The sequence below is a fragment of the Streptomyces araujoniae genome (assembly GCF_050871195.1).
In the GTDB taxonomy this organism is placed as follows: domain Bacteria; phylum Actinomycetota; class Actinomycetes; order Streptomycetales; family Streptomycetaceae; genus Streptomyces; species Streptomyces bacillaris.
The window spans coordinates 2,340,117-2,355,090 of record NZ_CP194070.1 but is presented as its reverse complement, the minus strand read 5'-3'; the positions used below and the strand labels follow the sequence as shown (position 1 = coordinate 2,355,090).

The window sequence follows — 14,974 nt, the reverse complement described above, 5'->3', positions numbered from 1 at the left end:
CCTGCGCGTCCGGAGCTGCGACGACCCTTCGGACGCTAGGCCACGGGAGATCACTCCGCGCGCGGGCGTACGGCAAACGCGCCGACGCACGGCGAACGCGCGGGCGCACCCAGACACGCGGGTGCAAGCCGAAGGGCACGGGCACAAGTCAGACGCACGGGCGCGGGCCGAAGAGCGCGGGCGCACCCAGACACGCAGGCGCAGGCCGAAGGGCGCGGGCACAAGCCAGACGCGCGGGCGTACACCGCAATGCGCGGGCGCAGCCGAACGCCCGGGCGTACGCCAAAGGGCGCCCCCTCCGCCGCAGCGGAAGGAGCGCCCCGGGCGCGTACGGACCGACAGCTACGCGGTGGCCGCCGCCGCGTCCGCCGCCTGGGCCTTCAGCGCGCGCTCCACGCCCGCCCGCGACTCCGACATCATCCGGCGCAGGGCCGCGCCCGGCTCGGCCGACTCCAGCCAGGCGTCGGTGGCGTCCAGCGTCTCCTGGGAGACCTGCAGCGTCGGGTAGAGGCCCACGATGATCTGCTGGGCCATCTCGTGGCTCCGCGCGTCCGAGACGTCCTTCACCGAGGCGAAGTACTTCTCCGTGTACGGGGCCAGCAGCTCACGCTGGTCCGGCTGGACGAAGCCGCTGATGACCGCTTCCTGCACGGCGTTGGGCAGGTCGCCCTGCTCCACCACCGAGGCCCAGGCCTGTGCCTTGGCCTCCTCAGAGGGCTGGGCGGCCCGGGCGAAGGCCGCGTGGCGCTCGCCCGCCGCCGTCCTGTCGCGCTCGTACTCGGCGGCGATCTCCTCCTCGTCCAGCAGCCCGACGGCCGCCAGCCGCTGCACGAACGACCAGCGCAGCTCGGTGTCGACGGTCAGGCCCTCGACCGCCTCCGTGCCGTCCAGCAGCGACTGGAGCAGGTCCAGCTGCTGCGGGTTGCGGGCCGTCGCCGCGAAGGCACGGGCCCAGGCCAGCTGGTGGTCGCTGCCCGGCTCCGCCGCGCGCAGGTGCGCGAGCGTCGCGTCCGTCCACTGGTTGAGCGCGGCCTCCCGGGTCTCCGGCGCGGAGTACAGGTCCAGGGCCAGCTTCACCTGGCGGTGCAGCGACTGGACGACGCCGATGTCCGACTCCTTGCCGATGCCCGAGAGCACCAGCGCCAGGTAGTCGCGGGTGGCCAGCTCGCCGTCGCGGGTCATGTCCCAGGCGGAGGCCCAGCACAGGGCGCGCGGCAGCGACTCGGTGAAGTCGCCCAGGTGCTCGGTGACGACCCGCAGCGACTCCTCGTCCAGGCGGACCTTGGCGTACGAGAGGTCGTCGTCGTTGAGCAGCACGACCGCCGGACGGGCCTGGCCGACCAGCTCCTCCACGGCGGTGCGCCCGCCGTCGACGTCCAGCTCGATCCGGCTGGTCCGGACGAGCTTGCCGTTCTCGTCCAGGTCGTAGGCGCCGATGGCGATCCGGTGCGGGCGCAGCGTCGGCTCGCCCTTGGCACCGGCGGGCAGCGCCGGGGCCTCCTGGAGCACGGCGAAGGAGGTGATCCGGCCGTCCGCGTCGGTCTCGATCTCCGGGCGCAGGATGTTGATGCCGGCCGTCTCCAGCCACGCCTTCGACCAGGTCTTCAGATCGCGGCCCGAGGTCTTCTCCAGCGCGCCCAGCAGGTCGGTCAGGCGGGTGTTGCCGAAGGCGTGCGCCTTGAAGTACGCCTGCACGCCCTGGAAGAACGCGTCCATGCCGACGTACGCCACGAGCTGCTTGAGCACCGAGGCGCCCTTGGCGTACGTGATCCCGTCGAAGTTGACGAGGACGTCGTCCAGGTCGGTGATGTCCGCCATGATCGGGTGCGTGGAGGGCAGCTGGTCCTGGCGGTAGGCCCAGGTCTTCATGGAGTTGGCGAACGTGGTCCAGGAGTGCGGCCACTTCGAGCCCTCGGCGTACGCCTGGCAGGCGATCGAGGTGTAGGTGGCGAACGACTCGTTGAGCCAGAGGTCGTTCCACCACTCCATGGTGACGAGGTCGCCGAACCACATGTGGGCCAGCTCGTGCAGGATCGTCTCGGCCCGCACCTCGTACGCCGCGTCCGTCACCTTGGAGCGGAAGACGTACTGGTCGCGGATGGTCACCGCGCCCGCGTTCTCCATCGCGCCCGCGTTGAACTCCGGGACGAAGAGCTGGTCGTACTTGGCGAACGGGTACGCGTAGTCGAACTTCTCCTGGAACCAGTCGAAGCCCTGCCGGGTGACGGCGAAGATGTCCTCCGCGTCCAGGTACTCCGCCAGCGAGGGGCGGCAGTAGATGCCGAGCGGGACGGTCTGGCCGTCCTTCTCGTAGCTGCTGTGCACCGAGTGGTACGGGCCGACGATGAGGGCCGTGATGTACGTGGAGATGCGCGGCGTCGGCTCGAACGTCCAGACGTCGTCCTTCGGCTCGGGCGTCGGGCTGTTCGAGATGACCGTCCAGCCGGAAGGGGCCTTCACGGTGAACTGGAAGGCCGCCTTCAGGTCCGGCTGCTCGAAGGAGGCGAAGACGCGGCGGGCGTCCGGCACCTCGAACTGGGTGTAGAGGTAGGCCTGCTCGTCGACCGGGTCGACGAACCGGTGCAGCCCCTCACCGGTGTTGGTGTACGCGCAGTCCGCGACGACCTTCAGCTCGTTGGCGCCCTCGCGCAGCCCGGCCAGGGCGATCCGGGAGTCACGGAACACGGCGGCGACGTCCAGCGCCTCACCGTTGAGCACGGCCTCGTGGACGGCGGGGGCGACCAGGTCGATGAAGGTCTCCGCACCGGCCTCCGCGGAGTCGAAGCGCACGGTGGTCACGGACCGGTAGGTGCCGCCCTCCTGCGCTCCGGAGAGGTCGAGGTCGATCTCGTACGCGTCCACGGTCAGCAGGCGCGCCCGCTCCTGTGCCTCTTCGCGGGTCAGATTCGTGCCAGGCACGCGGTCATCTCCTTGGTGTGCGACTTGATATGCGGCGTTTCCGGCCATCCTTCCATGCGCGCCGCACCCGAGAGCTCCCGGCGGCGCATCCCGCCGCGCACGCCTGGCGCGATGTCCGGTTTCCGCCGGGACGCGGGCGGACACAGACGGAGGGGCGGCCCCACCGGTGCATTCCGGCGGGGCCGCCCCTCTTCGTACGCGGACGTCCGCGCGTCAGCCCGTCAGCCCTTCAGCTCGGCCGCCACCAGCTCCGCGATCTGCACGGCGTTCAGTGCCGCGCCCTTGCGGAGGTTGTCGTTGGAGACGAAGAGGGCGAGGCCGTGGTCGACCGTCTCGTCGACCCGGATGCGGCCCACGTAACTGGCGTCCTTGCCGGCCGCCTGGAGCGGGGTCGGGATCTCGGACAGCTCGACGCCCTCGGCGTCCTTCAGCAGCTCGTAGGCGCGCTCGACGCCGATCGGGCGGGCGAAGCGGGCGTTGATCTGGAGCGAGTGGCCGGAGAAGACCGGGACCCGGACGCAGGTGCCGGAGACCTTCAGCCCGGGGATCTCCAGGATCTTGCGGGACTCGTTGCGGAGCTTCTGCTCCTCGTCCGTCTCGAAGGAGCCGTCGTCCACGATCGAGCCCGCCAGCGGCAGCACGTTGAAGGCGATCGGACGCTTGTAGACGCCCGGCTCGGGGAAGTCCACGGCCTCGCCGTCGTGGACCAGCTTCTCGGCGTCGGCGACGACCTTGGCGGCCTGGCCGTGCAGCTCGGAGACCCCGGCGAGTCCCGAGCCGGAGACGGCCTGGTAGGTGGCGACGGTCAGCGCTTCGAGACCGGCCTCGTCGTGCAGCGGGCGCAGCACGGGCATGGCGGCCATCGTGGTGCAGTTCGGGTTGGCGATGATCCCCTTGGGGCGTACGCGGGCCGCGTGCGGGTTGACCTCGGAGACGACGAGCGGGACCTCGGGGTCCTTGCGCCAGGCGGAGGAGTTGTCGATCACGACGGCGCCCTGGGAGGCGACCTTCTCGGCCAGCGCCTTGGAGGTCGCGCCGCCGGCGGAGAACAGCACGATGTCCAGGCCGGTGTAGTCGGCGGTGGAGGCGTCCTCGACGGTGACGGCGGAGTCCTGGAAGTCGATCGTGGAACCGGCGGAGCGCGCGGAGGCGAAGAGCCGCAGTTCGTCGACGGGGAAGTTCCGCTCGGCCAGGATCCTGAGCATGACTGTGCCGACCTGACCGGTGGCGCCGACGATTCCGACCTTCACGGGGACTCCTCTGTTCTGTACACGTGTGCGGCTGTGCGGCCCGTTTGCCGCTCCATGATGCGTATGACCGGGCCCGGCTTGTCCAATCCATTGTCCGACCTGCGGACTCTCCGCGCGCGTACCGCAGGATCTGCATCGGCCGTGCGTCCCAAGGGGAACATCTGCGGCGGCCGTCCCCGGGTGTGACCATGAACACGTACGGCTGGCCGCGAACACGCACGGTGGGCCGCGAACCCGTACGGCGGGGCTGGGAGACGTACGGCGGGGCGGGAACACGTACAGCGGGGCGGGTGCTCGTGGAGAGCGCCCGCCCCGCTGCTGTTCGTGCGGTGTCCGTTACGGCGTGACCTTCTCGATCACGACGCTGCCGGTGCCCGCGGCGGTGCCGCGCGCGTTGACCAGCTGGACCTCACCGAAGAACTGCCGTCCCTCGGGGGCCGCACCGGCGACCACGACCTCGGCGCCGACCTGGGCCGAGGCGCCGTTCGCCAGGCTGTAGGTCTTCGACGCGTCGACCTTCAGGGTGCCGAGCGAGGGCGTGTAGTACACGTCCCGGTAGTCGTACGTGGTCGACCCGGACGGAACCGAGTAGCCCTCGACGATCACCGTGTAGGTGCCGGCGGCCGGGTTGGTCAGGCTGACCCGCTCCTCGGAGCCGGCCGTGGTGCCGCTGCCGACCTGGGTGGCGCCCCGGAAGACGTACAGGTCGAGGTCGGCGTTGGCGTCCGACGTACCGCCGATGGCGAAGTCGAGCTTCTCGACGCCCGCACCGATGGTGACGGTGGTCTGGCGGGTCTGGCCGGTGGAGATCGACGGCTTGTCGACCTTGGCCGAGCCCAGCGAGCCGCCCTTGAGCTTGCCCTCGAGGGCCGCGGCGCCGTTGGTGACCGTCCAGTTCACCGCGGCCGGGGTGCCGATCTTGGCCTCGGCGATGGTCTGCACCGCCGGGTCGAAGGAGGCGCCCAGGACGGAGACGTCCAGCTTGAACGGGTTGTCCAGCAGCGGCGACGTACGGCGCGACTCGACCTCGATCTCCCAGACGCCGGGGTACGGGTCCTTGTAGGAGCGCACGTCCGGGCGGCAGGTGTTGGCCGGGTTCTCGTAGTTCGGGTAGCAGTTGACCGTGGAGGTCGGGTCGACCGGCGTCCCGTACGGGTGCAGGGCGATGAACCGGGTCTGGCTGCCCGAGCGCAGCGCGCTGAGGGCGACCTCAAGGGTCTTGGCGCCCTCCGGCACGTTGAAGAAGTACGAGGTGGTGCTGTTGCGCTGCACCGAGCTCGAGTTCTTGAACGCGTAGCCGGGGTGGTTCAGCTCGTTCGCGACGACGACGGTGGAGAGGACCTGGTGGTCGATCCCGACGGTCTTCTTGTCGTCCAGCTCCAGGATGGCGCTGTGCACGCCGGCCTTCTTGGCCTTCGCCGTGACCTTCAGCTTGACCGGCACGTCGAGCGGCAGCGAGACGTACTCGGGGCTGCTCAGCTTGAAGGTGCCGTCGTTGTTCTTCCACGACAGCTTGTGCTGGACGTTGCGGTCCGGACCGGTGGTGCGGGTGACGGTGATCTCGTAGACCTTCGTCTCGCCGACCTTGAGGCCGCCCTCGCGGTCGTAGAGGCCGGTGCCGAAGCCCGGGTCCTTGAGCGCGAAGTCGATCGCGGTGTCGACCGGGGCCTTCACCTTGTACTCGTGCGCCGGGTTGCCCTTCTTGGTGATGAGCTTCCAGGCACCGACGATGTCGATCAGACCCGAACCCTGGACGTGCGCGGGCACGTCCTTGATGTGCGACGCGGAGCTGGTCAGCGCGACACGGAGGTCGGCCGGGGGCAGCTCCAGGCCCTTCTGCTTCGCGGCGGAGAGCAGCAGGGCCGCGGCGCCGGCGGCCTGCGGCGAGGCCATCGAGGTGCCCTGGAGCATCGAGTAGCCGGGCGGCAGGGCGTAGCCCGCCTCCTTGACCGGACCGCCCTCGGACCAGGTCTGGGTGGTGTTGATCGCCGCGCCGGGCGCCGCGATGGTCGGCGTGAAGCCGCCGTCCTCACGCGGGCCGCGCGAGGAGAAGGGGAGCATGTCGTACTTCTTGGTGACGTTGGAGCCGTAGTTCGCGGCCCAGGTCTCCTTGGAGATCGACGCGCCCACCGAGATGACGTGGTCGGCCAGGGCCGGGTCACCGATGGTGTTGAGGCCCGGACCGCTGTTGCCGGCGGAGATGACGAGCTGGACGCCGTAGATGTCGATGAGGCGCTTGTACAGCTCGGCGCGGGCGTTGTTGCCGTCGTTCAGCGCCGGCAGGCCGCCGATCGACATGTTGACGATGTCGACACCGCGGTTGACGACGAGGTCGATCATGCCCTCGGTCAGCGCGATGTTGGTGCAGCCGCCGGACCAGGTGCAGGCGCGCGAGGAGACGATCTTGGCGCCGGGGGCGGCACCGTTCATCTCGCCGCCGAACAGGCCGTTGGCCGCGGTGATGCCCGCGACGTGCGTGCCGTGCGAGCCCTCGATCACGCCGATGTTGACGTAGTCGGCCTTGGCGCCGGCCGCGTTGTAGACCACGTTCTTGCGGGTCTCGACGACGAACGGGATGCGCTCGACGACCTTGGTGCGCGGGTCGTCCTCACCGAAGTACGCGACCTGGAACTTGTCCTTGTACGGCTTGAGGGCCGTGTCGTCGGAGAAGTCCGCGTTCTCGTTCAGGTCCACCCGGACGGTGCCCTTGACCGGGTCGTAGAGCACGCCCCAGACGTCGGTGGTGTCACCGTCGCGGTTGAGGTCGCCCGCCATGTCGCCGCCGGTGGTGGCCGACTCGGCGAAGGTGGCGAACTTGTAGCTGCCCGCCGGGGCGGACCAGGTCTTGCCGGCCGCCGTGAAGGTCGGGCCGGTGACCGTCTGCGACATCCGCAGCCAGGTGCCGTCCCCGTCGCTCACCGGGTCGGTGGCCGTGACCCAGTCGACGATCTTGCGCTCGCCGGTGGTGGTCTTCTTCAGCGCCGGGTGGCCGAGGTCGACACCGGAGTCCAGGACACCGATGGTGATCCCGCGGCCGTCGGCCTTGGGGTTCTTCTTCACGAAGTCGACCGCGCCCGTCTCGAAGGACGGGTTGTACGGGTTCTTCGCCGGGGTGTTCTTGCCCGGCGCCGGGTACGAGCCCGTGGCCTTGGGCTGCTTGGCCCCCGCGGCCCGGTCGCCCGCGGGCGTCGGGTCGTCCAGCTTGATCTCCTGCTTGAGATCGATGCCGAGCACGGAGGTGAGCTTGGAGGCCTTCTCGATGGTGGCCCCGGCGGTGCTGGTGGGCACCGTCGCCCGAACGTAGCCGAGCTTGTCGTAGGTCTGGCCGAGCACGGAGCCCTCGACGGCGTCCAGCTGCTTGGTGACCTGCTCGGTCGCCCCCGGAGCGGTGGCGATCATCATCGTGATGTTCTTCTCGCCCTTGGCCTCGGCCTTCGCCAGAACTTCGGCGTCGGCCTTGCCGAGCTTGTCGCCCCGGTCGCTCGTGGCGGCCGGCTTGACGGGTGCCGGTGCCGGGTCGTCGACGGCGAACACCGGCGCGGCACCGGACGCCGCGAGGGCGGCAGCCAGGCCGGCAGCGGCCGCGATGCGTGCGGCGCGTCTCGTCCCGGATATGGAGCTGGGGGATTCCTTGGTCATCAGCATCCCTGTAATTGAAAGAGAGAGTCCGGAATTCGGTACCGGATGACCGCTCAGCCTGGCGTAAATGACAGAGGTTTGTGGAGAGTTGACGGAGACGAGTCAGGTACATGGCACAGATCCGCCACTGGGGACGATGCGCCACGTGGGATGAATGAGGCCAAAGCGACTGCTGGAATCAGATATTCCGGATGATCGGTCCGGACCACGGGTCCGGTGGTCCGGACCAGTGGAACCGGCGCCACCGGTCCGGACCGCTCAGCGCGGCAGCACCATCACATAGGCCGCGGGCTCCTGGTCGCCCGCCGCCATCAGCGCCGTGCGCACCACTGTGGCCTGCTGCTCCGTCGCCTCGCGCAGCTTCCGCGGGGTGAGGTGGACGACCGTGATCCCGAGCCGCTCCAGCCGCTCCCGCTTGGCGGCGTACGCGGACCACTGCGGGTCCTCCGTGCGCCCCGCACCCCGGTTCCCGCCCCGCCGCTCCGGTTCCGGCGCACCGAACCGGGGTGCCCGGGTGTCCAGTTCCACGGCAACGGCGAGATCCGGCCAGTACGCGTCCACCCCGCCCAGCTCCGGCCCGCCCGGCAGCCGCAGCTCCACGTTCCACAGCGGTTCGGGCAGTTGGTGCTCGCGCACCATCGCGTACAGCCGCCCCTCGGCCGCCGCCCGCCCCTCCGCCAGCAGTGCGTCCACCGCGCCCACCACCGCCGGCCGCCCCAGCACCTTCGCGGCGCTCAACTCCCGCACCAAGGAGCCCGGTTCGCAGTGCCCGGACCGCACGGCCTCGGTCAGCATCCGGCGCACGCCCTCCGCGTCACCCGCCCCCGCCCCCGCCACCGCGTCGGCCAGCGCCCGCTCCACCGGTGCGACGGGCACCCCGGCCAGCCGTACCGGCGGGGGCAGCGCGGCGGCCCGCACCACCTCCACGTACCGGGTCGAGCGCAGCCGCCGGGTCCGCGGCACCAGGACGTCGACGCGGTGCAGTGCCTCCAGGTCCGGCGCCGAGGCGAAACCGTGCAGGGCGAGCGCCGCCAGACCGGTCACCATCGCCTCGCCGAACCCCTCGTCGGAGGGGGTCGGGAGCGTGCGCCGGGAGGAGGCCGGCGGGCGCCCGGCGTACAACAGGGCGCCGTGCAGCCGCTCCTGGCCGCTGGGCGGGCCCGCGTGCAGCAGATAGACGCCCGGCAGCAGCGGCTGCCAGGGGCCGCCGGGCAGACACTGCGCCGACGTCTGCGCGGCGGAGACGCCTCGTGCGCGCAACTGGGCGGCGGACAGGACGCGGTGGGGCGCGTCCTGGAAGCGGTGCGCGGGGCGCGGGAAAAGAGGGGGCAAAGGGGAGAGCGGGGTGTTCTGGGTCATGGTCGATGATTTCCCGCCAACCCGGGCCGTCCTAACCCCTGTTACATGGCCGTCGACAATTCCGGACAACGCTGCCCTAAAGCATGGGCGTTCGAGGACCGAAAAGGGCCTTAACGCGAACAATGCGAAGGGGGCGCATCGGGCGGATGTGCGAGCGCCGATTTCGCGCCGCGCACACTCCGGACCCGCGCGCCCCCTCCTGCCGGGGACCGCCCCCGATCTGCCGGGCACCGCCCCCGACCACGTTGCGGGGACGATCCCGCCTACACACCTGCCGGGCTTGCCCTCGCGCACGCCCCCACGGGGAGCGACCCGATCGCGCACGCGCCGGGGCGGCCCCGATCACGTACGTACGGGACACGACCCCATCGGGCACGTACCGGGGACGGCCCCGATCATGCCCGCGCGTCGCACTCCTGCCCGCGCAGCACCCGCGCCAGGTCGTCCCGGGCCTCCAGGACGAGCCGGCGCAGCGCCGGAGCGGCGTCCTCGTGGCCGCTCAGCCAGGCGTCGGTCGCCGCGAGGGTCTCCGGGCTGTCCTGGAGCGAGGGGAACAGCCCCCGCACCACGTGCATGCCGATCTGGATGGACCGCTCGGCCCAGATCCGCTCGATCACCGCGAAGTAGCGGTCCGCGTACGGGGCCAGCAGCTCCCGCTGCGAGGCCTGCTCGAACCCGGTGATCGTCGCCTCGACCAGGGCGTTGGAGAGCCTGTCCGACTCCACGACCGCCGCCCACGCCTGGGCCTTGACCGCCTCCGAGGGGCGCGAGGCCAGGCACCGTACGTGGTGGCGCTTGCCGGACGCCGTGTCGTCGCGGGCCAGTTCGGCGTCGACGGCCGCCTCGTCCGCCGCGCCGTGCGAGGCGAGCGGCGAGAGGAAGGCCCAGCGCAGCTCCTGGTCGACCTCCAGGCCGTCGATCCGGGCCGTGCCGTCCAGCAGCGAGCCCAGCAGCTGGAAGTCCGCCTCGGAGCCCGCCACGGCCGCGAAGAAGCGGGCCCAGGTCAGCTGGTGCTGGCTGCCCGGCTCGGCCTGCCGCAGCTCGCGCAGCGCGCCCTCGGCCAGCGCCCGGCCGCCCTCCTCGCGCCAGGCGGGGGCGGCGTAGCCGACCAGAGCCGACTGCGCCCAGGCGTGCAGCATCTGGAGGACGCCGATGTCGCTCTCGCGCCCGGCGTGCGCCAGTACCAGCGCGACGAAGTCACGGGCGGGCAGCAGGGCGTCCCGGGTCAGGTTCCACAGGGCCGACCAGCACAGCGCGCGGGCCAGCGGGTCGCTGATGGAGCCCAGGTGGTCGCGGAGGGTGGCGAGCGACCCCTCGTCGAAGCGGATCTTGCAGTACGTGAGGTCGTCGTCGTTGACCAGGATCAGATCGGGCCGCTCGGCCCCGGCCAGCTCCTTCACCACCGTGCGCTCCCCGGCCACGTCCACCTCGGCGCGGGCGTACCGGGTCAGCTCACCCTCCGGCGTACGCCGGTAGAGGCCGACGGCGACCCGGTGCGGGCGCAGCTCCGGGTGGGAAGCGGCGGCCTCCTGGACGACGGCCAGCTCGGTCAGCGTCCCGGCGGCGTCGTACGTCGGTACCGGGGTGAGCGCGTTGACGCCCGCGGTCTGGAGCCAGGAGCGCGACCAGGCGGTCATGTCCCGCCCGGAGGTCTCGGCCAGCACGGAGAGCAGGTCGCCCAGGCGCGTGTTGCCGTAGGCGTGCTGCTTGAAGTAGCGCCGCGCGCCCTCCAGGAAGGCGTCCCGCCCCACGTACGCCACCAGCTGCTTCAGGACGGAGGCGCCCTTGGCGTACGTGATGCCGTCGAAGTTCAGCTTGGCGTCCTCCAGGTCACGGATGTCGGCCGTGATCGGGTGGGTGGAGGGCAGCTGGTCGGCGCGGTAGGCCCATGCCTTGCGGTTGTTGGCGAAGGTGATCCAGCCGTTGGTGAAGCGGGTCGCCTCGACCATCGAGAAGGAGCCCATGAAGTCCGCGAAGGACTCCTTCAGCCACAGGTCGTCCCACCACTCCATGGTGACGAGGTCGCCGAACCACATGTGCGCCATCTCGTGCAGGATGACGTTGGCGCGCCGCTCGTAGGCGGCCGAGGTGACCTTGCCGCGGAAGATGTACTCCTCGCGGAAGGTGACCATGCCCGGGTTCTCCATCGCCCCGAGGTTGTACTCGGGCACGAACGCCTGGTCGTACTTCCCGAAGGGGTAGGGGTAGTCGAAGTTGTCGTGGAAGAAGTCCAGGCCCTGCTTGGTGACCAGGAAGACGTCGTCCGCGTCGAAGTGCTTGGCGAGCCCCTTGCGGCACATCGCGCCGAGCGGGATCTCCAGGGTGGTGCCGTCGTCGAACGTACGGCTGTAGTGGTCGCTCACGTAGTGGTACGGACCGGCGACGACGGCCGTGATGTAGGTGGAGATCGGCTTGGTCTCCGCGAACCGCCACACCCCGTCCTCGTGCGACTCCTCGGCCCCGTTGGACCAGACCCGCCAGCCCTCCGGCGCGGTCACCTGGAAGCGGTAGGGCGCCTTCAGGTCCGGCTGTTCGAAGTTGGCGAAGACCCGGCGGGCGTCGGCCGGTTCGTACTGGGTGTAGAGGTAGACCTCGCCGTCCTCCGGGTCGACGAAGCGGTGCATGCCCTCACCGGTCCTGCTGTACGCGCACCGGGCGTCGACCACGAGGACGTTCTCGCCCTCCAGCAGTCCGTCCAGGGCCACCCGGGACCCGTCGAACACGGCGGCCGGGTCCAGGGCCTTCCCGTTCAGCGTCACGGCGTCCACACCCGGCGCCACCAGGTCCGCGAAGGTCGAGGCACCGGCCCGGGCGGAACGGAACCGGATCGTGGTCAGTGACCGGAACGTCCGCGGACCCGCGTCCCCGGCGCCCCCCTCAGCACCCCCGCCGGCCCCCTCGGGCCCGTCGACGGCGGAACGCAGGTCGAGCTGGACCTCGTAACCGTCGACGGTCAGCAGCTCGGCCCTCTGCTGGGCCTCGTCGCGGGACAGGTTTTCACCGGGCACGGGCACTCCTTCGTGACGCGCGTCATGTGTCGTGTTCGAACCTATTGATCCTTGCACGCGTCTCCGGCGACCGGTATCCGGTATGCGGTGCGGCCGCACCGGACGGCATCCCACGGGCCCTCCGGGAATGGCCGACCTCCCGGAGGCGTTCTGCCTCACAGCAGCAACCGGCCCTTCTGAGGAGCGAGATGTCCGAGAACACCCCCGCGAACGGCACGATCCCGGCCGACTTCTGGTTCGACCCGCTCTGCCCGTGGGCGTGGATGACCTCGCGCTGGATCCTGGAGGTCGAGAAGGTCCGGGACATCGAGGTCCGCTGGCATGTGATGAGCCTGGCCGTCCTGAACGAGGACAAGCTGGACGAGCTGCCCGAGGAGTACCGCGACATGCTGGAGAACAAGGCGTGGGGCCCGGTCCGGGTCGTCGTCGCCGCCCAGCAGCTGCACGGTGACGACGTCGTCGGCCCGCTCTACACGGCCCTCGGCACCCGTTTCCACAACAACGGCGAGGGCCCCACCCTTGAGGCCGTCGCCGGTGCCCTCAAGGACGTCGGCCTGCCCGAGGACCTGCTGGAGTACGCCGACAAGGACACGTACGACACCGAGCTGCGCGCCTCCCACCAGGAGGGCATCGACAAGGTGGGCCAGGAGGTCGGCACCCCGGTCATCGCCGTGCCCGGCGCCGACGGCGAGCAGGTCGCCTTCTTCGGCCCCGTCGTCACCCCCGCCCCCAAGGGCGAGGACGCGGCGAAGCTCTGGGACGGCACGCTGCTGGTCGCCTCGATCCCCGGCTTCTACGAGATCAAGCGGACCCGCACGCAGGGCCCGATCTTCGACTGACCTCCGTCGTCGACCGGTCTCCGTCCTCGGCCGACCTTTGCCGTCGACCGACCTCCGTCTTCGGAGGGGCTCGGGCCGGGAGCGAGCGCGTGCTCCCGGCCCGTTGTCAGTGGCGGCCCGTACGGTGATGACCATGCGAATCTCACCGGAGATGATCACGATCGACTGCCCCGACCCCCGGACGCTGGCCGCCTGGTGGGCCACGGCGCTCGGGGTCGACGGCACGCAGGACTACGGCGAGTTCGTCGTGGTCCCCGCCACCCCGCTGGTCCTCGGCTTCCAGCGGGTGCCCGAGCCCAAGACCGTCAAGAACCGGGTGCACATCGACTTCGCCTCCCCCGACCGCCCGGCGGACGTGGAGCGCCTGACGGGCCTGGGGGCGACGGTGCTGGGCGAGCACTCCCTGCACGGTCTGAGCTGGACCGTTCTTCAGGACCCGGAGGGGAACGAGTTCTGCCTGGCGGACCAGGGGGCGCACTGAGGGGACCGGTCGAACGGTACGACCGGCCCCCTCAGCGCGTCGTACCGGTCGACCGGCGGGCCGTGCCGGTGGGCTGACGGCCCGTCACCGGCCCCGTCCGGCGGCGAGGGCGTCGGCCACCTCCCGGGCCGCGCGCACCCCCGACGCGATGGCGCCCTCCAGATAGCCCGCGTGCTCGTCGGCGGTCTCCGTGCCGGCCCAGTGCACGGGGCCGAGCGGCGCGTGGGGCAGGGGGCTGATGCCCTCGGTGGTGCCCGGCTCCGGCAGGACGACATAGCCGCCGCCCGCGTGCTCGTCGAGGTGCCACGCCTTCTCGTGCCAGCCCACCGGCTTCAGGACCCCCGGCCCGAGGTGCGGGACGAGAGGGGCGAGCAGGACCTGCCGGCGTTCCTCCGCGTCCAGCGCGTCCAGGGCCCGCGCCTCGGGCCCGGCCACGAGCGTGCACAGGTGCCCCGGCCCGCCGGGCGACCCGGTGTCGAACACCGCGCGCCCGGGGGAGTCGAGCACCAAAAACTCGGCCCGCGCCCGATCCCGCCAGAACGGCCGCTCGAACACCGCGATGGCCTTGTACACGGAGCCCATGTACGTGTTCCGCTCCAGGGCGGCCCGGTCGGCCGGGAGCGGCGGGTGGTGCTCGATCCGGGCCGCGACCGGCGGCGGCACGGTGACGATGCTCCGCGCCGCCCGGAACGTACCGCTGCCCGTGTGCACGGTGACCCCCTGCGCGTCCCGTACGAGGCGGGTCACCCGGTGCCCCGTGCGCACCCGCGCCCCCAGGTCGGCGGCCAGCCGGTCGGTGAGCGTCCCCGCCCCCTCGACGAGCAGCGAGTCCTGGGCCCCGCCCCTGGTGGACAGGATGGTCCGCAGCCCGCCCTGCTGCCGGACCATGCGGGCCATCGCGTGCACGGAGTACCGGTCGAGGTCGGCCGTCCACGAGATCGACGCGATCACTTCGAGCAGCCGGCGCGCGACGCGTCCGGGCACCTTGCGCAGCCAGGCGTCGACGGTGGCGTCGTTCCACCGCTCCGGCGTCCCGGTCAGCGCCAGCACCCCGAGCCCCGCGAGGGCGGCCCCGGCGGGCAGCACGGACGGCGAGGCGAGCGGCAGCCTGCGACCCCCGTCGATCACCTGGGGCACCGTTCCGGTGTGCATCGGGTAGCGGGTGGCGCCCGACTCGGCGGCCAGGGCCGTGATCCGGTGGTGGTCGTGGCCGATCCACTGCCCGCCGAGGTCGAGCCGGGAGCCCAGGGCCGTCGTCTCGGCCATCGCGCGCCCGCCGACCCGGTCGGCGGACTCCAGGACGAGGACGTCGACACCGCGCCGGTGCAGTGCACGGGCGGCGGTCAGCCCGGAGAGCCCGGCCCCCACGACGACGACGGTGGCGTCCGGATCACCGCGGTGCGCCGAAGTTCCGTACCGGGCTTCATGGTTCGGCATACGTCGCGCCTTTCGGGAGAGCTGGTGCAAGCGGTACCGGAA

General features: G+C 71.3%; 8 protein-coding genes. 2 read left to right on the top strand and 6 right to left on the bottom strand.

Annotated features, from left to right (window positions below):
* Window positions 1-342: 342 nt before the first annotated feature.
* The 5 genes from pepN (ACQ9ZG_RS10065) to pepN (ACQ9ZG_RS10045) all read right to left on the bottom strand — a co-directional run bounded on the left by pepN (ACQ9ZG_RS10065) (window position 343) and on the right by pepN (ACQ9ZG_RS10045) (window position 12,175).
* Window positions 343-2,919 carry an aminopeptidase N gene (pepN, locus tag ACQ9ZG_RS10065; protein WP_109917234.1) on the bottom strand — a complete coding sequence of 859 codons (2,577 nt, stop codon included), beginning with the start codon at window positions 2,917-2,919 and terminating at the stop codon, window positions 343-345.
* Between the two features lie 221 nt (window positions 2,920-3,140).
* Window positions 3,141-4,169, bottom strand: coding sequence for an aspartate-semialdehyde dehydrogenase (locus tag ACQ9ZG_RS10060; protein WP_109917235.1), 1,029 nt, complete (start codon window positions 4,167-4,169; stop codon window positions 3,141-3,143).
* Window positions 4,170-4,505: 336 nt separating this feature from the next.
* Window positions 4,506-7,814 carry a S8 family serine peptidase gene (locus ACQ9ZG_RS10055; protein ID WP_181398386.1) on the bottom strand — a complete coding sequence of 1,103 codons (3,309 nt, stop codon included), beginning with the start codon at window positions 7,812-7,814 and terminating at the stop codon, window positions 4,506-4,508.
* 252 nt (window positions 7,815-8,066) lie between these two features.
* Window positions 8,067-9,167: a hypothetical protein gene (locus ACQ9ZG_RS10050; protein WP_499280309.1), complete on the bottom strand. Its 1,101-nt coding sequence runs from the start codon at window positions 9,165-9,167 to the stop codon at window positions 8,067-8,069.
* 395 nt (window positions 9,168-9,562) lie between these two features.
* Window positions 9,563-12,175: an aminopeptidase N gene (gene pepN / locus ACQ9ZG_RS10045; RefSeq protein ID WP_499280307.1), complete on the bottom strand. Its 2,613-nt coding sequence runs from the start codon at window positions 12,173-12,175 to the stop codon at window positions 9,563-9,565.
* A 188-nt stretch (window positions 12,176-12,363) separates the two neighbouring features.
* Here pepN (ACQ9ZG_RS10045) and ACQ9ZG_RS10040 point away from each other — a divergent pair, with 188 nt between their 5' ends.
* A complete protein-coding gene (locus ACQ9ZG_RS10040) occupies window positions 12,364-13,014 on the top strand; it encodes a mycothiol-dependent nitroreductase Rv2466c family protein (protein WP_109917099.1) in 651 nt (216 codons plus the stop codon).
* A 133-nt stretch (window positions 13,015-13,147) separates the two neighbouring features.
* A complete protein-coding gene (locus ACQ9ZG_RS10035; protein ID WP_109917101.1) occupies window positions 13,148-13,495 on the top strand; it encodes a VOC family protein in 348 nt (115 codons plus the stop codon).
* Window positions 13,496-13,579: 84 nt separating this feature from the next.
* Here the strand turns inward: ACQ9ZG_RS10035 and ACQ9ZG_RS10030 are convergent, their stop codons facing one another.
* Window positions 13,580-14,932 carry a flavin monoamine oxidase family protein gene (locus ACQ9ZG_RS10030; protein WP_499280305.1) on the bottom strand — a complete coding sequence of 451 codons (1,353 nt, stop codon included), beginning with the start codon at window positions 14,930-14,932 and terminating at the stop codon, window positions 13,580-13,582.
* Window positions 14,933-14,974: the final 42 nt, after the last annotated feature.

Bases quoted from the DNA above. Each gene is read 5' to 3' on its own strand.
- ACQ9ZG_RS10055 (WP_181398386.1), bottom strand. From the start codon at position 7,814: ATGCTGATGACCAAGGAATCCCCCAGCTCCATATCCGGGACGAGACGC.
- ACQ9ZG_RS10050 (WP_499280309.1), bottom strand. From the start codon at position 9,167: ATGACCCAGAACACCCCGCTCTCCCCTTTGCCCCCTCTTTTCCCGCGC.
- ACQ9ZG_RS10040 (WP_109917099.1), top strand. From the start codon at position 12,364: ATGTCCGAGAACACCCCCGCGAACGGCACGATCCCGGCCGACTTCTGG.
- ACQ9ZG_RS10035 (WP_109917101.1), top strand. From the start codon at position 13,148: ATGCGAATCTCACCGGAGATGATCACGATCGACTGCCCCGACCCCCGG.
- ACQ9ZG_RS10030 (WP_499280305.1), bottom strand. From the start codon at position 14,932: ATGCCGAACCATGAAGCCCGGTACGGAACTTCGGCGCACCGCGGTGAT.